At 44.1% G+C, this 23045-nt stretch carries 21 protein-coding genes; 17 read left to right on the top strand and 4 right to left on the bottom strand.

Annotated elements, in window-relative coordinates; translation table 11 throughout:
• Window positions 1-506 precede the first annotated feature (506 nt).
• Together AB1S56_RS06040 and AB1S56_RS06045 are read left to right on the top strand one after the other, a co-directional pair.
• Complete coding sequence (locus AB1S56_RS06040; RefSeq protein WP_340871180.1) at window positions 507-1877, top strand: SIR2 family protein; 1371 nt, start codon at window positions 507-509, stop codon at window positions 1875-1877.
• Window positions 1867-2118 carry a hypothetical protein gene (locus tag AB1S56_RS06045; RefSeq protein ID WP_340871181.1) on the top strand — a complete coding sequence of 84 codons (252 nt, stop codon included), beginning with the start codon at window positions 1867-1869 and terminating at the stop codon, window positions 2116-2118. Before AB1S56_RS06040 ends, AB1S56_RS06045 begins: the two co-directional genes overlap by 11 nt.
• A 194-nt stretch (window positions 2119-2312) precedes the next feature.
• Here the strand turns inward: AB1S56_RS06045 and AB1S56_RS06050 are convergent, their stop codons facing one another.
• Window positions 2313-3650, bottom strand: a complete 1338-nt coding sequence (locus AB1S56_RS06050) for an IS1380 family transposase (protein ID WP_340873812.1) — start codon at window positions 3648-3650, stop codon at window positions 2313-2315.
• Between the two features lie 99 nt (window positions 3651-3749).
• Here AB1S56_RS06050 and AB1S56_RS06055 point away from each other — a divergent pair, with 99 nt between their 5' ends.
• From AB1S56_RS06055 to AB1S56_RS06110, 12 genes are all read left to right on the top strand, one after another.
• Window positions 3750-5216 (top strand): ATP-binding protein, encoded by a 1467-nt coding sequence (locus AB1S56_RS06055; protein WP_340873725.1) that lies wholly within the window; start codon window positions 3750-3752, stop codon window positions 5214-5216.
• A gap of 155 nt (window positions 5217-5371) precedes the next feature.
• Window positions 5372-7537 carry a hypothetical protein gene (locus tag AB1S56_RS06060; RefSeq protein ID WP_340873727.1) on the top strand — a complete coding sequence of 722 codons (2166 nt, stop codon included), beginning with the start codon at window positions 5372-5374 and terminating at the stop codon, window positions 7535-7537.
• On the top strand, window positions 7512-9413 hold the full coding sequence (locus tag AB1S56_RS06065; protein ID WP_340873728.1) for a hypothetical protein: 1902 nt from the start codon (window positions 7512-7514) through the stop codon (window positions 9411-9413). Before AB1S56_RS06060 ends, AB1S56_RS06065 begins: the two co-directional genes overlap by 26 nt.
• Window positions 9410-10180 carry a hypothetical protein gene (locus AB1S56_RS06070; protein ID WP_340873729.1) on the top strand — a complete coding sequence of 257 codons (771 nt, stop codon included), beginning with the start codon at window positions 9410-9412 and terminating at the stop codon, window positions 10178-10180. Before AB1S56_RS06065 ends, AB1S56_RS06070 begins: the two co-directional genes overlap by 4 nt.
• 525 nt (window positions 10181-10705) lie before the next feature.
• Window positions 10706-11128, top strand: coding sequence for a DUF6431 domain-containing protein (locus tag AB1S56_RS06075; RefSeq protein ID WP_340869355.1), 423 nt, complete (start codon window positions 10706-10708; stop codon window positions 11126-11128).
• Window positions 11129-11174: 46 nt separating this feature from the next.
• Complete coding sequence (locus tag AB1S56_RS06080) at window positions 11175-12530, top strand: DDE-type integrase/transposase/recombinase (RefSeq protein ID WP_367903367.1); 1356 nt, start codon at window positions 11175-11177, stop codon at window positions 12528-12530.
• Window positions 12523-13323: an ExeA family protein gene (locus tag AB1S56_RS06085; RefSeq protein ID WP_367903368.1), complete on the top strand. Its 801-nt coding sequence runs from the start codon at window positions 12523-12525 to the stop codon at window positions 13321-13323. The genes AB1S56_RS06080 and AB1S56_RS06085 overlap by 8 nt, the downstream gene beginning before the upstream one ends.
• A 17-nt stretch (window positions 13324-13340) precedes the next feature.
• A complete protein-coding gene (locus AB1S56_RS06090) occupies window positions 13341-13547 on the top strand; it encodes a DUF5348 domain-containing protein (protein ID WP_367903463.1) in 207 nt (68 codons plus the stop codon).
• A 576-nt stretch (window positions 13548-14123) separates the two neighbouring features.
• The gene (locus AB1S56_RS06095) at window positions 14124-15194 is read left to right on the top strand and encodes an SIR2 family protein (protein WP_340872993.1); all 1071 of its coding nucleotides are present in this window, start codon (window positions 14124-14126) and stop codon (window positions 15192-15194) included.
• A 142-nt stretch (window positions 15195-15336) separates the two neighbouring features.
• Entirely contained in the window at window positions 15337-16350 is a 1014-nt protein-coding gene (locus tag AB1S56_RS06100) for a hypothetical protein (protein WP_340872994.1), read from the top strand.
• Window positions 16351-16567: 217 nt separating this feature from the next.
• Window positions 16568-17479, top strand: a complete 912-nt coding sequence (locus AB1S56_RS06105; RefSeq protein ID WP_340872995.1) for a DUF4365 domain-containing protein — start codon at window positions 16568-16570, stop codon at window positions 17477-17479.
• A gap of 304 nt (window positions 17480-17783) precedes the next feature.
• Window positions 17784-18080 (top strand): transposase, encoded by a 297-nt coding sequence (locus AB1S56_RS06110; protein ID WP_340872997.1) that lies wholly within the window; start codon window positions 17784-17786, stop codon window positions 18078-18080.
• Between the two features lie 374 nt (window positions 18081-18454).
• On the opposite strand, the gene AB1S56_RS06115 is transcribed toward AB1S56_RS06110, so the two are convergent.
• Window positions 18455-19186, bottom strand: a complete 732-nt coding sequence (locus tag AB1S56_RS06115) for an aminoglycoside 3'-phosphotransferase (protein WP_340872998.1) — start codon at window positions 19184-19186, stop codon at window positions 18455-18457.
• 880 nt (window positions 19187-20066) lie between these two features.
• Here AB1S56_RS06115 and AB1S56_RS06120 point away from each other — a divergent pair.
• The 3 genes from AB1S56_RS06120 (at window position 20067) to AB1S56_RS06130 (ending at window position 22220) form a co-directional block, all read left to right on the top strand.
• On the top strand, window positions 20067-20834 hold the full coding sequence (locus AB1S56_RS06120; protein ID WP_340873020.1) for a DUF4230 domain-containing protein: 768 nt from the start codon (window positions 20067-20069) through the stop codon (window positions 20832-20834).
• A gap of 254 nt (window positions 20835-21088) precedes the next feature.
• Window positions 21089-21865 (top strand): SDR family oxidoreductase, encoded by a 777-nt coding sequence (locus tag AB1S56_RS06125; protein ID WP_340872999.1) that lies wholly within the window; start codon window positions 21089-21091, stop codon window positions 21863-21865.
• A 37-nt stretch (window positions 21866-21902) separates the two neighbouring features.
• Window positions 21903-22220, top strand: coding sequence for a metalloregulator ArsR/SmtB family transcription factor (locus AB1S56_RS06130; RefSeq protein WP_340873000.1), 318 nt, complete (start codon window positions 21903-21905; stop codon window positions 22218-22220).
• Window positions 22221-22305: 85 nt separating this feature from the next.
• On the opposite strand, the gene AB1S56_RS06135 is transcribed toward AB1S56_RS06130, so the two are convergent.
• Window positions 22306-22512, bottom strand: coding sequence for a hypothetical protein (locus AB1S56_RS06135; RefSeq protein WP_340873001.1), 207 nt, complete (start codon window positions 22510-22512; stop codon window positions 22306-22308).
• 34 nt (window positions 22513-22546) lie between these two features.
• Window positions 22547-22975, bottom strand: coding sequence for a hypothetical protein (locus tag AB1S56_RS06140; protein ID WP_367903436.1), 429 nt, complete (start codon window positions 22973-22975; stop codon window positions 22547-22549).
• Window positions 22976-23045 lie beyond the last annotated feature (70 nt).

Here is a 23045-nt window from a genome sequence, read left to right on the forward strand (position 1 = left end):
GGGTAAAACATTGATTTGGGTAAACGTTCATATCCCCGACAAGTTATGTACAGCCCATAAACCTACTTGCGGCCATGTTCTTCAAGAAGAAACGAACCTAAAAGGAATTCGAGAAATCAGAGGCGATGGTGGATGGTATGATTTCTTACTCTTGGATGTTGCGTCATCATGGTCCTAGACAAAATATCAGCGATATGAATTCAAGAAATGTGGCAAATGTAGGCCATAAATAATAGAAGCATGAGAGGAATCAAACAAATGTCAATAGATCTGGAATCTGATTTGAAATGATCCCGAGTTAGTCAGGAAGCAAAGAGAGAAGGCAAATCGCCGCTTAGTTCAATACAAAATGACATATGTTATGAACACGCTTATTAATCTTTTGACAATGTATATGATTACAAATTTGTCCAAGTGTATGGTAGAATAGTCCTAAAGGAAAATCGTTTCATAAAGTATACAACAGAATTATGTCGCTTTGCGTAATCGATTGCGGAGGGGTTATCTTGAGATATATCCATAACCAAACGGAAAATAATATTATTTTTCCAAAAGAAGAAGTGTATAAATTATTTGAAATAAATGATGAAATGGCGATCGATGGTGATGAATTCATAAAGGATTTTGCAGAGAATTATTCTGAACTCCTTAATAATAAATGGGAGAAGATTCAGAGTAAGTATCCGACTATTAAACAAATTGGATTAGAAGCGCTTGAACAATTACTTATTAAAAAAACTGAAGTTATTAGAAGTGAAATTTTATCAAAGTATCTTTTGAGTGAAAACTTACATGTATTAATGAGCAACGGTTGTTCTATATATGCTGGCTCAAAAGCGATTAATCAAACAGATGAGTCAAAGTGCAAAACACTTTTACGTAATGCACAGTTTCAAGATGAGCCTCAAATCACAGATATTATCCAGAGATTAGTTGATGAAAAACCTGAAGTAGCTTTGGATAGATTATACGAAATTAAGATGTATTGTGCTAATGTCTTAAAAAAAGAACTCTCTAGCAATTGGATTGATGATTTTATTATTCAATATAAAAATAGTTTCATTGAAGAGTTTGTTAATACGATTGATTATCGAAAAAACCATTTACATAAATTGTTCTTGAAAAGATTACTTGCTAGAAGCATTAAGTTGAAAAGAGTTAATCTGTTTACATTGAATTATGACTTGTTAATCGAGAAAAGTGCTGAAGAGATGGGGATATCTCTAAATAATGGCTTTTCGGGTTTCCACTATAGAGTATTTATGCCGTCTATTTTCCATCAAGACTTCCACATCAATAGTCCCGATGGAATCAAAGCTCAAACAAAAAGCATGAATTTGTTCAAGCTTCATGGATCGTTATCTTGGAGGTTTGATGATTCAAAGCCTCCCTATGGAATTACAGAACAGCAGTATGATTTTGCGGAAAACGGAGAAATGAAAACCATTCTACCTGAATGCATAATTTATCCTGTTCAGAGTAAGAAGAAACACTCGTTGGATCTTCCCTACAGTGAGATGTTTAGGCAATTTATTGAGTTTGTCAATAAGCCCAGCTCAACTTTACTAATTATGGGCTATAGTTTCCTAGACGAACATGTCAATGACATTATAACGAACGCACTCACAAATCCCAGTTTTAATATGATAGTTTTTTCTTATCTTGATGAAAATAGCCCGCATATATCGGAGTACCAGAAGCGATTATTTGAAAGAAGCAGGGAGGATTCAAGAATAATTATTTTTTCTGGAAATATACTAGGCAATTTTGAGTATATAGTAAAGTTTCTTATCCCTTATGCTGATGATACAAACTTTGACGCCGTATTGTTCAATACCTATAAGAATCTAAAGGGCGATCACTCTCATGCTAAATAATGACAAAGTAATTGGTAAGATCGTCAAAATAGAAGGAATCCATGTCCTAATTGAAATTACAGAGAAAGACATTGCAAATAAGATTTCGTTATTTATGGGAAGTGGAGATTTTGCTGTATCTATAAATAAATTATTATTTTCTGTTCTACCCAGTGGGAAAAAGGTTGTAGGAAGAATAACAAAGATATTTGATAGAAATATGTTTGACCAAAATTCTATTTTCATTAACCTGAATCCGTGACAGCTTAGGTCCCCTACCTCCTAGGCAGTCCGTATTTTGGAAAACAGGCGTAGAAGATTGTGTATCTTACAACATTCCCATCTTCGGATTCAAACAAGAAGCGCTTTTCACAGGAAGCAAGGCATGCGAAATAAACCTCCTTTTTTACAGGGGGGAGGCGACTGGTGGCTGTGCTTGCGTTTCATTCACAATAATCAGGCAAATGCCTGGTAGATTCGACGAACGGTTTGGAACCATGGACTGTAACGGCCGAAATTGAAGGACGTTTGTCGGGCATGGCGGCTGACTCTAGCTGCGATGTAGATGATGTTCTGAATGACAGTTCGGATACGACGGCGCCCGACGCCTCCACGAATCGGTGCATCATCTTGACGTAAGCTTTCTTGTCCCATGATGCGAAGCAGGTTATAGGCGAATACGCCAGCGTGCAGGACTAGCTCATTCGTATCGAACTTGCCTGCCGGCAATCGCTCCAAATCTAGATCGGTCTTAAGCTCACTATGAAATTGCTCGCTTGTGCCATGATCGCGATAAAGCTCAATGACACGCCATGGCGAGCAAGTCAGAGATGTCCAGTAAACGTTCACTTCCACATCTGGAAACATGAGCACCTGCCCATCCCGATCGATCGTACGCACGATGACTTGGAACACTTGACGCAGGTTACAATCGAAGTCTTTCTGTGGAAATGTAATCGCGCCGATGTAGGTGGTCTTCCCAGGGCGTTGCTCACAAGATATCCCTTTGTCTTCGGCTACTCGCAGCCAGCTTTCTTTGGAAGCGCCGCGAAGATTGACTTTAATGATGTAGTCAACATCTTTCTCCGCGTGGCAAACTTGCAAGTTTTCAAGACTATCGTGAGCAGAATCCATACGGACGAGTAGACGATCACTTGTAATGCGACGAGCGTAATGAATCGTTTCCCGAAGGAAATCAGCACCATCTTTCTGGCTGTGTGTACTACCTTCACGCAATTGAAGATTTACGCCATACCCTTCTCGGCCCAAATAGGCAAAGATGGGGGCATATCCAAATGTTCCTTTGTACGTGAGGGAGACACCTTCTTTTTTCGTGCCGGAGTTATCGAACGGCGAAACGTCAATGTCCAGCGGTATGACCGTATGCTCGCCTGCGTCAAGTCCAGTTACCGGGGCATTGAGGTTTCGGATGAGGTCGGCAGATTCCTGCAACAGAATGTCATTCCAATTGGCATCTATTGTTTGTGCAGCGGCATCCAGTCGCTGACGGAGCGTAGGGCTTGAAGGCACTTTGCGAATACCCAGGCATGTTTGAAACACCGTATCTTTGCGAAAAGGCTCGATGTGGTCGAAATCGCTTTTACCTTGGCAGAGCAGACCAAGATAGCTTTTCATGACTTCGCCGTTCCCGTGGATCGGATTCTCCATTCCTTTAACGGCTGAGCGATTAAGACGCTGAGACAACTGTGTATGGGAAAGCAGCGCACCGACCGCAGCCAAGCCTGCATGCGTTGTTAAGAGGATTTCCTTAGATTGGGTGAATTGGATCTTCATATTCAGCACCTCGTTGGTGAAAGTAGATAATAAGCGATTATCTTTAATTTTCGACTTCAGAGATGCATTTTCCTTTAAATATCTCGGTTTTTATAAACTTTGTATCACGGATTCAGGATTAATGCATCGGACCGCTTTTTAATAGAAGCTGATTTGATAGGTATACACGATGATTATTTAAAAAAATTCGATTCTGGAATAAACCATTTTCCTATTATCGGTAGTGAAGTTTATGCTGTGAATGAAAGAATACAAAAATCGGTTTTGGATATTGGTTCAAAGTGGAGAATAGAGGTGGGTAGAAGTTTTAATGACCCAAATATTTATATTTCAGCTAATCCAGACATTTTATTCGGGAAACATCTGGGGGTATTTGGTAACACCGGCACAGGTAAGACGTGCACACTTGCTTCAGTTATTCAAGGGATTAAACGCAGAATTTATAATAACTCCGATGGTTCTAAAAGTGAGATAAATCCCAAAATTATTATTTTCGATTCTAATAGTGAATATGATCGGGCTTTTGCGAGCGAAGAATTCAAAGTAAAGATTATCACTAAGCAAGAACTTAAATTGCCCCATTATCACCTCAATTTCTCAGAATATTATAAGTTTTTGGGTGCGAGTCAAGGCGTACAAGCTCCTGTTCTTAAGGCATCCATTAAGCAGTTAAGAGAAAAAAATAAGGATGTCAAAAAGTTTAACTTATCTGATGTTCCCACCGAAATAAGGAAATACTTAATGGCTCAAGCGGAAAAAGGGGCGGATAATGAGAGAAATAAGACCTTTAGTTTTTCGCAATGGTACGGATGGAATGCAACCATGATTAACAGAATAGAACGGCTAATTGAAGATGAAGATTTAATTACAATAATAGAAACTGATCAAAATACAGTTGAAGAAATATTGCAAAGTGAAGACGAGGTTATTTTAATTCAAGCCGACTTTAATAAAGATGAGTTAGATATTGTTATGTTTTTATTCAGTAAGCTTATTTATGAGTGGTCAACCAAGAACAGAGATAAAGAACATAAGAATCATGTTCTTATCCTTTTCGAAGAAGCACATCGATATATTAATGAGGATGATGCTGAAGAATACAAACTAGGTAATTATTACATAGAGCGACTGGCAAGAGAAGGACGTAAATTTGGTATAAGTTTAATTATTTCTAGTCAAAGACCGTCTGAATTGTCACAAACAGTAGTATCACAATGTAATTCCTTTATAGTACATAGGATTACAAATAAGAAAGATTTCGATGTTATTAATAAAATATTAAGTACAAATAATCAAAATCTCTTGAGTATTATTCCGGGATTAGAAAAGCAGTATGCAATTGTGATTGGTGAAGCTTTTGGATATTCCGATGTGATTAAGCTATTTGATGCCAACCCTACTCCGAAAAGTGATGATCCAGAAGTAATATCCAACTGGAAAAATAATAGTGCGAAAGTCGTCACTGAAGAAAATAGCACGTTGGATAAAGATAGTACATTGGATGAATTCGTTAGAGGGATAGTAGGTAGTGCCAAGAGCTCTAATCCCGATATTGATGTTGACTAAAAATTGCTGTATCACGGTAATTGGTAAAATGCCTGACTGATCAAGATCCTTCCGTACTATAGCAGATTAAATTTCTATGGTGATATTACAGGTAGTTAATTGCGACTTTCACAAGACATCAATGTAGATACAAGAATGGCTGGATGAATGCCATAATGAAGGGAATGGATGAATTGACAGTTGTGGAGAATATCGGATTTACACCCGAGACCGGACTGCGGGGACTGAATAGGCGGATACGCGCCTTGCTCTCAGCATCGACAGTGATTCAAAGTGAAACAGGAAGAAGTGGTATTCTATCTGATTTGTTAACATATTACCGTCAGACCGCCATAGCAGAGCTTTTTCACGATAAATATATTATCGCCATTGCAGGTATGCAAGGGGTCGGCAAAACAACCTTGCTCAAGCAACTTTACGATATTCCTTCCGGTTATATCCCAGAGAATATCGGGCGTGGAGAAAAGCTGCCAATCTTAGTCACTGAGCACTCGGTTGAAGAGATACACACCTATGTACGGCGGGCAGAGCCTGTAGAAGGTAGCTATGACTTTGAACTGAGGGAGATCCCTATTCCTAGCTCGCAGTTTATGGAGATCTCGAGACAGCCAGGCGAGCACGATATGTGGCTAGAGTTGAAGGTTCCGTATCGATATTTCTATAGCCCGGACCAATGCTTCGCTCTTCTGCCGGGTATTGAGGATCTGGAGGGGCGGGATCAAGAATGGCAGGACTTCGTCCGCCACGCCCTTACGCTTGCGGCAACCTGCATAATGGTCTTTGACCGGGCTAAGCTGGCGCAGGGACAAAACCGGACGCTGCTGGACAGCGTCGTCAAGGACTTCAAGGCGGCCAAGCCGATATTTGCCCTCTCTTCTTCGGATGAACGTAGTCCGGAGGACAATGCACAGTTAAAGGGGCTCGTGCTGAAGCATTTCGGTATACCGGAACACGAATCCGACCGGGTTGTGCTGAAGGGTACTGGTGAGGAGTTTGGAAAAACCTGGATCGGGGAGCTTATGGATGCCGTCCGCAAATATGCTGCGATCCCGAGAGAGTTCCGTAGAAATCAAGTGAATCATATAGATCGCTTGATGACATCATTCACCGCAGTTCTCGCCAGGCTGCAAACGGAGCTCGACCGATACGATATGCGAAATGAAGCGGAGGAGGAGCAGGATTACCGGAAGCATCTGCAATTTTATGATCAAGCTGTCAGATCCTTTCGCATCTCCGTGGAACGCGCCCTGAATCAACTCCTTTCCTCCCACCAAAGCACGGCAGTACACGAAATTCAAGATATGATTGCAAGTAAGGGAGGTTTAACCAAGGTCAAGGAGTTTATTTTGGGAAAATCTTATCAGGGCCACTTGGAGTTCACCAGACACGTGCAGGGTGCATGGGAGAAGCCGCGAGTGGAGCTGAATAACGACAATCCCTCTTCTCTGGCGGAGGATAAGGAAAGCGGAGAGCGGTTCTACATCGGGTTGAAATGCGCCCGACGGTTCCATGTGCTGATCAGCGATTATTTAAGGGATTTCTCGGTAAAACAGGCTAGAGCGAACCGGTTGCTTGCCTCGAAAGAGGAGCGGGAAGCGACCGGCAAGCAAGAGAGCACGGCTGAAATGGTAGTGAGACAGGACATTATCGATAATCTGAACGGATTCTTTTCCGATGAGCCTGTAAATGGAGAGAACTCCCGTGAGCTTATGGAGGAAAGCGTCAAGCTGATCCCCATTATTGCTATGGAGAGATTGGCGGAGTCCCTTGTGTTGTCTCAGATGGTGGTTAAGAACCACAATGGTCAGATGCTAGTGGAACGTCCGTCCGGAGAATTGGCAGAACAATTGGAGAAGGTGAAGTTCCCTCCCGGTTCCATTGTCCGCGGGGCGGCTTTGGTGTTCGGTATGGACGCTGTTGATGGTACGATTAATACGGTTCCGGCTCTTCTTAAAGCGCTCGGAGTCCCCACGACTACAGCCAGTATGTCGGTTGCCGTTTCGTTATGCGGCCTCATATCGCTTGGATTCGTTGCGGCGAGTGTTTGTCGTCAGATCGCCAAGCAGGATTTTCAGGATGAGGATGCGGCAATCACCCTGATCCGGCAGTTTAAGGAAGCTTATCAACAAGCCGTGATGGACCACTTCGACGACTTAATGGCTGAAGCCAAGAAACGGATGGAAAACCGCCTTCGGGTCCGCCTCCATAAGAATGAGTCTTTCATTCGCTGGGAGAGGCTGAGATATACTCTAAGAGACATCCAAAACTATCAAATTGATCTGCAGAGGAGTATCCATGACTCTCTTGGATTTTTGGTCTGAGCTGTCGGAGGCTAAGTTGGACTGGGCGTATGAGGCACAGAGGCGTTTTGTTGCTTCCTTCCAGGATGAACGAGTCAAAGAGCTGTACGCGAAGAATCGGCAAAAGGATATATTTGTTGCCGTATTCGGCCCGTCTCAGGTTGGAAAGACAACCCTGATCTTGCGGTTGATCGGGGTTGCCCCGGAGCATATGGCTAAAGTCAATCATGCTCTGAGAGGCGGCAGGGAGGAAGGGCGGTCATCAACAGTAACTTCGATGATGTACGCGGCTTCTCCAGATCAACACTATTACGTGAAAGGTTCTACAGGTTGTGACTGGATGCCTTTCCGCAATGAGCAGGAGGTTTCGAAATGGCTACATTTACTCCGCGGGGAGGTGGAGGCGAGTGCCACTTATTCGGTTCAACCGGTAGAAATACTTATTCCGCAGCGATATTTCATTCATAATCAGCGATCGGATATCTATGTCCGAATGATAGATCTGCCCGGAATTTACAGTTCGACACCAGAGGAACAAGACCATGTACTTAGGGTGATCCATCATTATTTGCCACAGGCCAATTTGATTTTGTTGGTTAACCAGGCGAAACAATTGGCTTCGTTTCAGCATTTTGGCATTGAGTCCATCGATGAGTGGAGATTTGTACCCGATAAGTTCCGCATTGTGCTGACTCATTCGGTATCCGCCAATTCGATACGGGAAATGATCCAAGAGGTGCCCCCGGAGGCGTTCCACAAACACTTCTACGAGGAATTTGGTAGAACTGTTGAGCGCTTCCCGATGAATGAGATCATGGTATATCCTCTTGAGTACGGGAACTCCTGGGATCAGATGAGGCTGAAGAGACTCTCTTGGTTTGAACAGTATGACCGGCTTATGGAACACCTGTTAGATCAACTGCGGAACGATATCAATGAATCGGCGAACGAATACAGTCAGGTCCGTATAAACTACAGACTATACAGGTCGGTGGAGGAGAAGCTCCGGGAAAAAGAAGCATGGTTTGAGCAAGGCCGGATCATGCTGGATAATCGCATGTGCGAAATGAAAGAACATTTGGAAGAATTGGACGGATATCTCGGAAGGATCGATGCCCAATCGACGGATCTGGAGCAGTTGATCGCGGCGCTTGAGTACATGGAGCTAAAGCCTGCCATCCCTATTCTGCCTAGCTGCAAAGATGGGGAAAAATCCATCAAACGGCTGCGTAGAGCAATACATGATCGTATCGATCAGATGGTAGCTTATGCGGACCAAATCTTGGAGCGTTACGAACGCAGGGTGGAGGACTTGCTGTCCTTGCACCCTGATTGTCCGATTCCGGCAAGGTCTGCCCTGAAACGGTTGAAAGCAGGAGATCTGGAAGATACGATAAGAAGCTTTCTGGTACATCTAAATAGCTATACATTTGATTTCTACTTGACCTGGTTTTCATCCAATTGGAACCGGGACTTGAATAAATTGAATGAGCTAATTAGTGAACTACATACAGTTGGGGTCGGGATTGTCCATAATGTTATTCGTAAAGATTGGCAGAACCTACATCATACACTGCAAGGGGAGCAGCGAAAGCTGCTTCAGAAGCGGAAGGTTACATTTGGTAGACAGGCCGACCAACAAGCCGAGCTGGCTGTCGTGAAAGGTCAGTCAGAAATGCATTTAGCAAAATTTAAGTCGTTTCGGAAGCAAGCGGAAAGAGATAGGGAAACGGCTCTAAGCTTTCAGCGTTACGTCGACCAATGTTTCGAGGAGGCTTATGCCGGTGCTGTTGCACGAATCAACTCGAATGAGACTTGCAGTGCCCATAAGTGGCTATATTTTATGAACCTTCAGAACTTACAAAACGAGTACCGGAAATTAACGGAGGAAGTATGAACAAGAGCTTGCAAAAAAAACAATCTGGCAGCAAAATTGCCGAACAGGCCAAGGAAGAACTGAAGCAGTTGATGGATGAACTATTTGTAGAGAAGCTGCAGGTGGGTATAGATACTCTCACTGAACAGAACAGCAGTGTAAAGAAGGAATTGGCTGAAAAGCTGGACATACAAGGCAGCCGGCTCCTCTGGCTTCAGAACGAGTTGAAGAAGATGGCGGAAGGGTTGCCGGATCAGTTGAAGCCGCTCGGTGTTATCGTGGAAGTGAAGGACACTGTAGATGAGCTGTGCGAAGGGCTTGCAGGCAGACTGGACAGCATGGAGAACGAGCTTAGAGAACGGCTCGAACAGGTGGTGAATGAGGCCGCTGGGGAAGTGAGTGATCTTAACGGGAAGCTTATCCAAACTGTGATGGAGCATCATACGGATGTGATGCGCGGCGCCTCAGAAGTAATCAACGAGAGCTTCAGCCAAGTTGCGGCAGCGATCAGTACAACGGCTGAGAATCTGAACAGCGAATCCGTTCGAAGCCAAACCGAGCTTCAAGTTCTGCTAGACGCCATCCGGATTGAGCAAACTGCCCGCGTTGATGCCGTTGCAAAAGAGCTCGAGAAGCAAATCATGACTGGCCAAGACACTATGCTGAAAGCTATAGGGGATATGGAGGACAAGCGCAAGCGTCATGGTGTGTTCGGAATAGGGATACTTACTCTGCAGATAATTTTACTTGTTGTTATAGCATGTAAAGAGCTTTTAGTGAATGGATAAGAAGGTCTATGAAAATGTAATGAATAAGTCTTTTTTTAATACCTTTTTTTGAAGGGGGTTAAATTAAGTGGAAATCATGTTTAGATTATTATTTACGCTTTTAGGTTTTCTAGGGTCTTTGTTAATTCCCTTTTTTAACGACAGGGTACATCTTTGGTTATTGTCTAGATTGGATAACCTTCCAATAATAAAAAGATTTCAATCCATTCGTGGGGTTTGGGTAGTGGCATATCCATATTGTTTCTGCCGTCCATTAATAGCCGGAAGTTGACGTTCATAAATGTCCGAAATTAGACCGATATAGTGACCATACTATCAGTCTAAAGAAAGAAGAAACGCTTCCGTAATCGTCATGCTGTTACGAGCAGCATAACCGGAAGCGTCACCCCAAGAATATGGTCATTGTATCAGATTTCACGCTGGTTGAGAAGGAGTCTGCGACCGGCGTTTTTTGTTAGGAGTGCGGAATTGGTTCCCTGTCCCTGCTGCGGCTGCTGGTTAGAGGTAGCGGGCAGTCGGGGGCGGGTGTGGTACAGAAGTAGCGGAGAACGAGCGAAGCTCATCATTCGGAGGTTGTACTGTAGGTCATGCGCAAGAATTCATCATGAGCTGCCAGATCTGCTTGTCCCCTACAAGCGGTATGACGCTGAAAGCATCGAAAATGCCTTAGTAGAGCCAGATGCTTTAGTAGTAGCCGCAGACGAATCCACCCTTTCTAGATGGCTGGCTTGGTTTCGGGTATGGGCGGCGTATGCAGCAGCAGCGCTTCAGGCGATTAGCATCCAGTTCCAGCTCCCTGTGCAGCAAGCGTCCGTTGCTCCGCAGTCCGCACTCCACGCTTTAGGACGGTATGTCGGTGACGCAGCCGGGTGGCTAAGAAGAACTGTCCGCCCCATCGCCAATTTAAATCTTTGGGTTACAGACCCGTTCTGCCTGTCTGTCCGCTGAAGCTTGTTTTAGACTCATGCTAACCCTAGTAAATGGAGGCATGAGGATGAACAGACAAAAGAAATCGGACAAGGTTGCGGCGGAACGCTTTCAACTGCTGTCGCCGCTCCTAGCATCCGGTCTGGATGCGGCGAAGGCGGCTCAGTTAAAGTCGGCCATTTGTGCGCAGTCCGGCTTATCAGAGAGGACGCTGCGCCGGTACTTGGCCGAATATCGCAAGGATGGGTTCGACGGACTCAAGCCGAAACCCAAAGGCCGGAAGCCGCTGCCAGACACCATACCAACTGAGGTGCTGGAAGAAGCGATCCTGCTTCGGCGGGAGGTGCCGAAGCGGAGTGTGCGCCAAATTATCCAGATCCTCGAATGGGAGGAGAAGATCGCACCTGGAATAATTAAACGCAGCACCCTGCAGGCGAGATTAACCAGGCGCGGTTACAGTTCAAGGCAGATGCGGATGTATGCCGGTGGCGGTACGGCCGCGCGGCGCTTTCAGAAGCAGTCCCGCAATCGCTTATGGCAGAGTGACATCAAGTATGGGCCGTACCTTCCCATTGGTCCTGGCGGTTCGAAGAAACAAGTCTATCTGGTGTTATTCGTGGATGACGCGACGCGGTATGTGCTGCATGGAGCCTTCTACGCGTCGATGGAGCAAGCCATCGTCGAGGACAGTTTCCGAAGAGCGATCGAGAAATACGGTGTCCCAGAGGCCGTGTACTTCGACAACGGCAAGCAATACCGCACGACTTGGATGAACCGGACGTGCGCGAAACTCGGTATTCGCTTGCTCTTTGCCAAGCCCTACTCTCCGGAAAGTAAAGGCAAGGTTGAGCGTCTAAACGGCGCTGTGCAGAGCTTTCTGGACGAGGTCGCGCTTGAGAACGTTAAGACACTCACCGAGCTTAACGACTGGTTCCAAGTATGGCTTTCGGAGTGCTACCAGAATAAACCCCATGCCGCGCTGGCGAACAAACAAACACCCGAAGCTGCGTTTCGGAGCGATCCGGCAGCGCTTCAGTTCGTAAATTCCGAGCACCTCGCGGCCAGCTTCCTCCACGCGGAACAGCGGAAAGTGGATAAGGCCGGCTGTATCAGCTTTCAAGGCAAGAAGTATGAAGTTGGGCTGTTGTTCATTGGGCAAACGGTTCAAGTCGTCTATGACCCGGCAGATATCACAGAAGTGACGATCGAATACGAGGGATGTACGCCTTGGCAAGCACGGGAGCTCATCATTGGAGAAAGGGCTGGCAAGCGGCCGGCCCTTCCAGAGCATTTGCAGAAGCAGTCAGCAACGGAATCCCGCTTGCTCCGAGGTGCCGAGCGGAAGCATGACGAGCGCGCACAAACCCAAACGCCGGCCGTCTCCTACCGCATGCTGAGGAAGGAGGCTGGCAAGGATGTTTGAATCCTTCTACGACATGACCCGTACACCATTTGCTCGGGATATTCCCGTGACAGAGCTTTATCCGGCGAGTGCTATGGAAGAGATGCTGGACCGGTTGCAATACGCTGCTGAGCGCCAATTATTCGCCGTCATTAGCGGCGACTGCGGGACGGGCAAGACAACAACAGTCCGCCGCTTTGCCGCCATGCTGGATGCAGCGAAGTATAAGCTGTTGTACCTGTCGGACTCCAAGCTAACGCCGCGCCACTTCTACAAAGGGTTGCTCGAACAACTCGGATGCGAGTCGAAGTTCTACCGAGGCGATGCGAAGCGTCAGTTGCATCGCGAAGTGGAACTCATGCGCGGCATTCATCGACTGGAACCGGTTGTCGTCGTAGATGAAGCCCATCTGCTCGATCGGGAGATGCTGGAGGAAGTGCGCTTTCTCCTCAACTTCAAGATGGATGCGCAAAGCCCCATGGCGCTAATTCTAGTCGGGCAGAACGAGCTATGGGAAAAGCTTCGTCTTCAATCCTACACAGCGATTCGTCAGCGGATTGACTTGCAGTGCAAGCTGCCCTATTTCGACCGTTCCCAAGTCGGTGAATATCTGAAGCGTCAGTTAGCGTATGCCGGCACCAATCATGAGATATTCTCTGATGAGGCGGTAAATGAAGTTTACCGATTCTCGGGCGGATCGGCCAGACTCATCAACAAGTTGAGCACTCATTGCCTCATCTACGGAGCCCAGATCAAGCGCCGCATCATTGACGATCATATGGTGAAGCACGTGATTCAGGGTGAATTGTCATGAACGAGCCTTGGAACCAGATGACCTACGATCGGGACGCGAATAGTTGGTTTGTCCTGCTAGGAGAGAAAGCTTATCCTGTTTATTGCGGTGAATGTTTTGAAATTCGCATTGGAGATCGTGGCATTCCCTGTCGACTCGAGCTTGACCGATATTGGTACGTGATCATGAGAGAAACGCGATTTAACTTGAGGAATAAAGAAGTTTACCATATTCGATTCGTTTAACAGAAATGGGAAAGCCGAAACTTCTTGGCTTTCCCATTCATTGAATCTCTATGGACATGATTACGATCAGACCTTGGATAACTAACGCGATCATTTTCTGGACAGTATGGATCAGCAGTAACACCATATAAATCAAAGGGGAATGATGTAAAAGATATACTTTTAATTGAGATAAGACAAATTGGAAAGGGAAGGTTTGTTGGGGATACTTTAAATGATGACTATGGTCGCTACTATGTTGAGGGAATAATTCAGGATAATAATTACATTACAGGTATTTGGTACAGCAGAATAGAGAGGGACAAGCATTCCGGGGCATTTCAGACAACACTTGATGTCTATGGCAATGAGATGACAGGCAAGTGGATAGGATTTGACAGTAAGAATGAAATTCAGCATGGAAAGCAAATTTGGAGGTATTATTCTAAATGCCTAAGCAAGAAAGAGAAGAAAAGTTTATTGGAAGAGATTAAGCAACATAAGGGAATAGAAAAGTTCCTTCAGTCTAAAGGTTTTTTGTGGGACGAACTTTCAAATCTTTAGTATGAATCTAAGTAAAACTTGAGGTGAATAACGTTGAAAACCGCAGTTTTTTTGGGGGCTGGTGCTTCAGCTGCTGAAGGTGCGCCAATACAATCAAATCTATTCCGAGATTATTTCGAAGCAACTTCCTTTGCCAGTAATAACAACAACTCCGAAATGAACCACGAGTTAGGTGATTTCTTCAGATATTTTTTTGGTGTAGATCTACGTTTCGTTAACCCCAGGGACGTTACTTTTCCAACATTTGAAGAGGCTTTAGGGATTCTTGATATGGCAGAGAAGAGAAAAGAATCATTTAGAGGATATAACTTAGACACAATTACCCACAAAAAGGATAAAATCAGAATAATTCACCAATATCTGGTTTTACTAATGGCGAAATCAATACACGATAATTTAGAGACATACAATGGATATCACAATGAACTTATTAATAAACTTAAATTAAAGTCGCAAATAAAGGATACTGTTTTCGTTAGTACTAATTATGATATTTTAATTGATAATGCTATAGCAAGTCATTATCCTGACATAACGATAGATTACGGTTTAGATTTTACAAACTACAAAAACCAAGGGGACTGGGCACCACCTGACAATAATGCTGTTAAGCTTTATAAGATGCATGGTTCTCTTAATTGGCTTTATTGCACAACTTGTAATAATTTAAAATTAACCCCTAGGGAGAAAGGGATTTTACGATTAATTAGTAATGTTGAAAATGCCACATGTAGTTATTGCAACTCCATAGTTAGCCCAATAATTGTTCCGCCTACATATTTTAAGAATATGAGCAATGTTTTCCTTAATACCATTTGGTATAACATTGAAAAAGAACTACGTGAAATAGATCATATTATATTTTGCGGATATTCGTTCCCCGACTCAGATATGCATTTAAAGTATTTATTGAAACGGATAGAAACTAATAGAAATGGGAGCCTGAAAATAAGTGTCATGAACCACCATCCTGGAAAAAGTGTAAAGGTTAGAAGGGAAGAGGAAGAGCGGTTTAAAAGATTTTTTAGAAGTGAAGTTTTATACAGAAAAAAAGGTTTTCGTGAGTTCTCCAATAATCCTCTTTACTATTTTAGGAATTCTTAATTGAGTATTAGAGACCTACGTTATCTGGAGATGGTTTACCTTGGCTTAATACCATAATCGTCGTCTAACAAGAACGGGAGGAAAGATGTCGGTTACTGGTGAATTTGGTGCTATTCAGGCTTAAGCTAACAGGAGGATTACAGTGTCTGATTTTCATACCTATTTACACATCATAGACGCTAATAAGAGAGCACTTTATCGTTCGACTTTGCAGGCGTTCGCAGACTCTCACAGTAAGGCTCGTCACTCCGCGGCAACGCCGCATGAGCCGGATTTTATCGCAAATCTGGCTGCATATGGAATCCCCAGAATGGCGGCGGACTGGAAGCGTATCCTGGCGCCTTTCGGCGTCGCCACTTCCGTGGTATCGGTGTTTTGCCACTCGCGGCCAATTGTTCATCATAGCTTGTCCACGACCAATCCGGAAATAGGGGATTTACTTATCGTGCATGTGCACCACCCCAGGAAAGGAAAGAGCAAACGTACGGCATTGCTGCTTCAGGCAAAAATGATGAACGACCTTACGGTGGAACTGAACACAAACGATCATCAATTGTTGCTTTATCAACATTGGCCGACGTTTCAATTTGTAAGGCCATCGATACCCGGCGTTACTCTCGATGTTAAGCCAAAACAGGCACACAGGGGCGCACAGTACCTGCTGGTTGATGACGATCATTTCATGGGACCTTATTCCTGTGTTTATTCGATTTCGGAGGCCGATGATACTCTGATTCCGGGACAAAGTCTGTCTCGGGCAATATATAAAGTTTTGTGCTTTGATGAAGGGAAAGAGTTTCTGGGAAGAAAAGCCTCTACGCGGAGATTGGATTGGTCCCGATTGATCTGGATGCTTATGGAACAGTCGATAGGTAAAAACTTCAAACGCAAGAACATCGGGGTTCACTCCAAGCCTAGAGTACATGGATCTAACTTGAGTGGCATGTCCGGTCTGTTTGCGTGTCTAACTTCGAATCCTGGGACAAGACATCATTCTTTCCTGTCGGATGTATTTGGTGCCGAAAAATGGAATCAAATCGAATTAGGTGAGGGGGGAAACCATCTCTTCGAATCGAATGAGGATGTAGGAATCCCAACCGTGATAATTGAGACATCCTACATGGATTCAGAAAAGATAGAGCGAGCGGGTGGTTAACCTGGGGGTTTTTCCGTATAGATAAAGACAAACGGAATGTTAGTACCGGGGGTTGGTATTCCTTTGAATTTTAGCGGATATCTTTCTTCACGCTCGTCGTGCCTACCGTACAACTTAGGCTTTTCCCTCTTTTTCATTATATGTTCGACATAATTCTACATCTACGTGTAATAATCTTGTCTATAATGGAGCGAGGTGCGAGGAAGGAAGGGTCGTCATGCCAACCGAATTGAAAATCAAGCTGCCAAAGTTTACGCGAACGAGAAAGGTAGGGAATGCCTCAGAGGACTATCTATCGAGCTATCTTGGCAAGTTCGATAATGTGATCAAAGTACCGAATCAGAACGACCAAGGGATTGATTTCATCTGCGAACAAATAACCGATGATGAGCAACCTAACGGGAATTATTACTTCGTTCAATGCAAGGGCATTGACAAGACTCAACACAAGAATGGAACGCTATCGGTAAAAATCAAAGTTACGACAATCAATTATTGGTTGATCACAAGGCGACCGGTATTATTAATCGTCGTAGATGAGAAGAATCACTGCTTCTACTGGGCATATCCCTATGATCAAGTTCAGCATAGATTAAAAGAAATTCAAGCCAAAAAATCGATAATAATTAAAGTATCGGTAGAACAGCGAATCAATCATTCCGACAACCAGCTTCCTTCGCAAATTCTGGATATTATAGAGGAGTATGACCCTGATAAAGTCTTAAAGGAATTATACAGTCCAGCTAACGGGGCTATTGAAGTCAGTGACATTTTCGATTTATATAAAGCGATCCATCATCTAAAATCAAGGGAAGACCACAATCTGGATTACGTCAATCCAGAGTTATTGCAATACGCTAAGCACGTAAGAAGCAACTTTGATTACTTCTTCGTGACTTCCGAGATTAGAATTTGGTATAAATATACGAATCAATTGCGGTTTTCCTTATTCAAGAAGACGGAAAGTGGAAGATGTTTTTTTATCGGAAATATTATCGTTCTATCCGGAGCGGAAGAAGGTTCTGTTGATCATCTTGTAGAGTTAGCCAATAGAAGTTGGTTAGATACTAAAGGAGATATCATGGAGATGTTTGACGATATCGTCAAATATCTCAATCGTCATTATTAGGATTCAGCGATTTAATAAATTTTGGTGCGCCAAGCATGGCGATTAACTTGGCGGTGAGAGTCTGTTGTGGGTATAGAACAGATCCATTGTTCCTGCTGTGGAAAACCTTACGCAATTACAGGTCTGTCGGAAGATTCGAACGAATACGATATCCAGATCAACTGGTGCGCGTGAAATATCATCGCAAACGAATGGTTCGGACCTGCGATTGCACTAAACCTAAGTTTATCACCGCCCCCCAAACCTCCCCCAAGTAATTCCGAAGGGGAAGTTTTCCCATGCCATCCTCTAGTATGTAATCTTGATGAAATATTACTTCCAAGTCCCTCTGCACCGCTTGCTGGGCATGCTCTGGATGCGGGGATTGCCTGTCACTGAAAGCAACAACGTTGGTAATTTTCACACGCTGCACGACCTGCTCACCCCACTCTACAAGCGTCTGCTTCAGATTAACCAGAAAGCGGATCATTGGCATGTGGACGAAACAGGATGGAAGGTCTTTGCCCACACCGAAAAGAAGGAGAACTTCAACTGGTGGCTGTGGATCTTTGCCTCCAAACAGACTTTGAGGACAAACAGGGACATACATGATCTGACTTAATCTAATACAAATTGACCAACAATAAAAACTAATTGCATCAGCATTCAGCGGAATCAGTCCGAATAGAAAATACATACTCACCCAACATGAGGGGCTGGTACTAATTGAGCCTGATTGATGTAAAATTGATGTAAAACATCAACGGAAACCATAGAAATGCATCTAAACAGAACGGAAACCAATTGTCAAAAAGCCCGTCAGATCAAGGCTTCCGCGGATTCCAATAGATCACATCCTAAGACTATATGTTCCCGCATACGGTTCATGTTGAGTGTTGCTCACTGTTAGTGCGGAAGGATAATTAAATCGGAGATGTATTGGCGGAAATAGCAAAGAGGGGCGGCGAACCCCTCTTTTTTGTTGAATGAATGATTTTAATCCGTCAACTTAATCAGTTTTGTAAAATAATTCAGTCCGTCATCGTTAATTTCATTTCTTCCATAAGCATCTAAAAATATATTCCTGTATTTATCAGTCTTCAAGTTATAATTTAGTGTCCATAATCCCCAATAGATATCGTAATGTCTGTCGCCTACTCCACCATATCCTAAATCAATAAAACCTTTGAATGAAAAGTAATCCATTATGATATTAGGTAAGCAGTAATCACCATGTATTATCACATTGTCGATCGCACAATAGTTGTACTCATTCATAATACTAAGGTCTATCCCCTTAATATGTGCTTCATTCAACAATTCATTAGTTCTATTGCCATATGGACAGCCCTCGGTAGGTAGTGAGTGCAACATTTTTAGATATTCGCCAAACACACTTGCTAATTTACTAGGATTCTCAATGTGTGGCACTGCCGTTCCATCTTCACCACTTACTGCTTCTGTAAATAAATAGTCATAATCTAAATCAGATTCATAGACTATGGCATTCGGTGCGACGTTATGTTTATGTAAAAAATTTGTCATTTTGTATTCACGTTCAAGCGAACCTCTTTTGCTTATCTTTAGAAAAGCACGTTCTTCACCCGATACAAAAAGTGTCTTTGCATTATCGGAACAACTACTATCATAAATTGTTGCCTCTTTTATATACTGCCTAATGGTTAGCGGTATAGTCTCAATATCAAAGGAGACTTCCGTTCGTTCCATATAATTTCCCCTCCTCATACAATTCATTAGTAAATCTTAACATAAAGCTCGGATAGTTTTGTGTAAAGTATGATTTCATTCAATTTTTCTTGATATCTTGAACCTATACGACGGATATTTACAGCCCCATAATATAAGGTATGTTTCATACCTGCTGATTTTGAGGTTAGTCGGCGGTGGCAATAAGAAACAATCCTCGTAAGGTGTAGGGAAATCAAACGCTACATCTAGTCTGCTGACTTTCCAACGCTCAGGCTCAATCATATTAAATCCACTTCGCGAAGTAGAACTGCCAACGAATAAGGCAGAGCTGGAAGAATTCCTTGCCGATCTCGTTATATTCATCGAGCATAGCGATGGCGAACGTGTTCTGAGTAAGCCGGAGGTGGTTTCATATCAAGATAACGTCATGGGCTTGAAATTGGAATCACGAAGTTCTCTACTTTTACCATTCTCAACATGGAGAACTGTTTAGAATATGCACAGCAGTTAGAACAAAGCCAACAACAGAAGGTGCACGAAGCTTATGTTACTGACTATGCATGGGCATACCAAGATATTGAAGAAGCATCAAGGAATCACGAGTATACGATCGATAACGGCATTGAGACAATAAAATATCCATAATGCCAAAACCCACCCATTCGTTACAGAACGGGTGGGTTTTTGCTGCAGCTTATTGAAAAAATGGTCCTTCTGTCGCCTAGGATTACATTAAGCGCCGCGCCGAAGTTCGAATAATACGAGGCGCGGTTGAGGTGAGCAAGCTCATCGAAAAGTAGGGTCTGTATTTAGAAGGAGAATCACTTCATTTGAAGAATAAGTAGGAGTTATGACAAGCCTTGTGAACGTAATCCTAAGAAGCTGAAAGGTGACAAAAATGGACACAAATAGAAACTCTATAGACGAAAAAGATGAAAAAATTGCCCAGCTCGAAAGACTATTAATAGAATTGAAGGAAGGACAAATGCAAAGCGCTGCAACCATCGCTTTAGATCATAACGCAAGATCTTTATCTCCCCCGAAAGGAATATTTAAGTTTTTCTTAAAAGCTGCTGGAGTGAAGATGATATTGGCCATTCTTGTTATATTAATCATTGCTTCAGGAGGCGCTTGGCTATTTGCGGGCAGTACCTTCAAGCAAGAATCAGTCACGTTTGTTGAACATGTCCAACAACTGGCCACATTGGCAACCGCTGAGGCTCATATGAAAGCGGTTATACAAGAAGAGGACAATAAGATTTTCGGAAAAGACATCCCTATTGATCTTCCAGGAACAAAGCGAGAGCTCCTATTGGTTGTACCTGGAACGGTTATTGCAGGTGTTGATTTGAAAGGAATCACTTCTGAGGACATGGAAATTAATGAAGAAACAAAACAAATTGACATTACCCTTCCTCATGCCAAGCTTATCCAGGAGCCATCCTTACAGATGGATCAAATATTAGCCATTGACAAAGGCGGGATTTTCCGTGGAGATGTGAAATGGGATGAAGGTTTTGCCCTGGCCGCTAAGGCACAAGAGCAAATTCGTCAAGATGCCATCTCTGTTGGTTTACTAGATACTGCAGAGAAAAGTGCAGAAAAAGTGTTGAAGGAATTTTTTAAAAATATTGGCTATACGGTAAATGTCACTTTTAAAAGCTGATATTGATGATTACCCGTGATACAAAGTTGACCTTGCATATGAGCGGACCAACAAACGGTATTAGCTTATCGGAATCCACTCCAATCGGTGCTTAGTGACATCATCATGATGGCGCTAAGTACTTTTTTTTTTGTGGCTTTGTAGAAGGATTGACAATAAATTGCTTTGCAGCTTATTATGTTTAAGGGATTAAACATTCAAACGTACGAACGAATGGATACAATAAAGATATAACCGACAAGGAGCTGCATGACATGAAAAAAACCGTATTAATTACAGGAGCATCTGGAGGGATCGGGTACGTGCTCGCTTATCGTTTTGCTGAGGCTGGGTATCGTCTGGTGCTTGTGGCACGGAGCTCAGACAAGCTGCAGCAGCTGGCGAGAGAGTTGAAGGATACGTACAGGGCTTCATGCATGACTGTAACGAAGGATCTGGGGGTAGAGAGCGAGATTGCTGCCTTGCACAAGGAGCTTCTGGAGCAAGAGATCGAGGTTGATGTGCTCGTCAACAATGCGGGCTTTGGATTGTACGGTGAATTTGTGGAAACAGATCTTGAGCAGGAGCTGAATATGATTGACCTGAACGTTTGTTCACTTACCATGCTTACGAAGCTGTTCGTCCCAGCTATGGTGAGGAAGGGGACGGGGGGTGTGCTGAATGTAGCTTCGGTAGCGGCATTCCAGCCTGGACCGTTGATGGCGGTCTATTATGCTACCAAAGCGTACGTATTATCATTCTCAGAAGCTCTTGAGAATGAGCTCAAGGGTACGGGGGTAACGGTGACAGCGCTATGCCCGGGGCCAACCCAGACAGGATTTAGCGACCGGGCGAATTTGGGCACGTCCAAGCTGTTCAAGAGTGGTGCGATGGATGTTCGCAAAGTGGCCGACATCGGGTATAATGGTTTTTTACAAGGGAAATCGGTTGTTATACCAGGGGCTCAGTACAGGCTGCTGACACTGCTGATCCGCTTTATGCCGCGCAAGCTGGTGACTTCAATCGTTCGTAGTATTCAGGGCAAAGCCTAAAGGACATAGCTGTCTTAGATCAAGGAGGATATCACGTATGGGTGCTGTAGAAACGTTTCGATCATGCATACCATTGTTTCAAGCGTTAAGCGACCCTGCAAGGCAGGATATTATTCTGTTATTGGCTCAAGAGGACTCTCTGTCTGTTAATGAAATTGCGGAGCATTCCAAGCTGTCCAGACCTGCCATCTCTCACCATCTGAAGATTCTTCGGGATAACAAGCTGGTTGATATCGAGCAAAAAGGGACTCAGCGTCACTATTCCTTAGCGCTTAACAGTGCGGTGGAATTGCTCAAGGAGCTGATCGTAACTGTCGAGACGACCTGCGATTTGGGCGAGAGCAAGCCTTCCTGATCATTAGCTCGCAATGAATGCCATAAGAGCGCAGCCCCCGCTAGTGTAGCGGGGGCTGCGTGCGCTGATCTTCAATGCGGCTGTGTTAATTCATTTCCTTCATCGTATTTCGTATACTCATGTACAGCCTCTGCCATTCAGGGGCAGTGTGCATGAGATGCTCGGAAGACCGCACGAATTGCGCTTCCTCTTTGCTTTCTCTTGGAAGGGTCCTTTCGGTCGGTCCCATGGGCTTCGACGCGTTATGGCGTACCGCCTTGGCCTTCGCTTTCTCTAGTCTTTTCTTTCCCACTGCCTGATGTCCCTCCATCCATTGGCCAAGCTGTCTACGTCTCCGTTACCCAAGTTTGGCGAAGCGCCAGCAGCTCCTTCAAATCGGCGGTCGAAAGCTCCGTTATCCACTGCTCGCCGCTGTCCACGACTTGATTCGTGATGCTCTGCTTGCGCTCCAACATCTCATCTATTGGTTCCTCGATTGTTCCCAGTGTAATAAACTTATGAACCTGCACATCCTTCGTTTGCCCGATACGGAATGCCCGATCGGTCGCTTGATTCTCGACGGCGGGATTCCACCAGCTCGTCAGCTCATCCAGGATCGGCATCGCCTCGAATTCCGGGAATCGGCCTGAATACATATATAGATCAATCCAATCACGATAACGTTTCGTCTCATACAGATACATGTCGTAAGCCTCAAAGGTCAGTGAAATATGCTTCATCACCCATCTCCGCCACTCCGGGTTGCTTTGTTCCAATCCGTCGATTGCCCTTCCTCCAGAAGCTCCTCAATGATCGTATATAGAGCATCTACTGCATTGTGATCCG

It is taken from the genome of Paenibacillus sp. PL2-23 (assembly GCF_040834005.1).
Lineage (GTDB): Bacteria > Bacillota > Bacilli > Paenibacillales > Paenibacillaceae > Pristimantibacillus.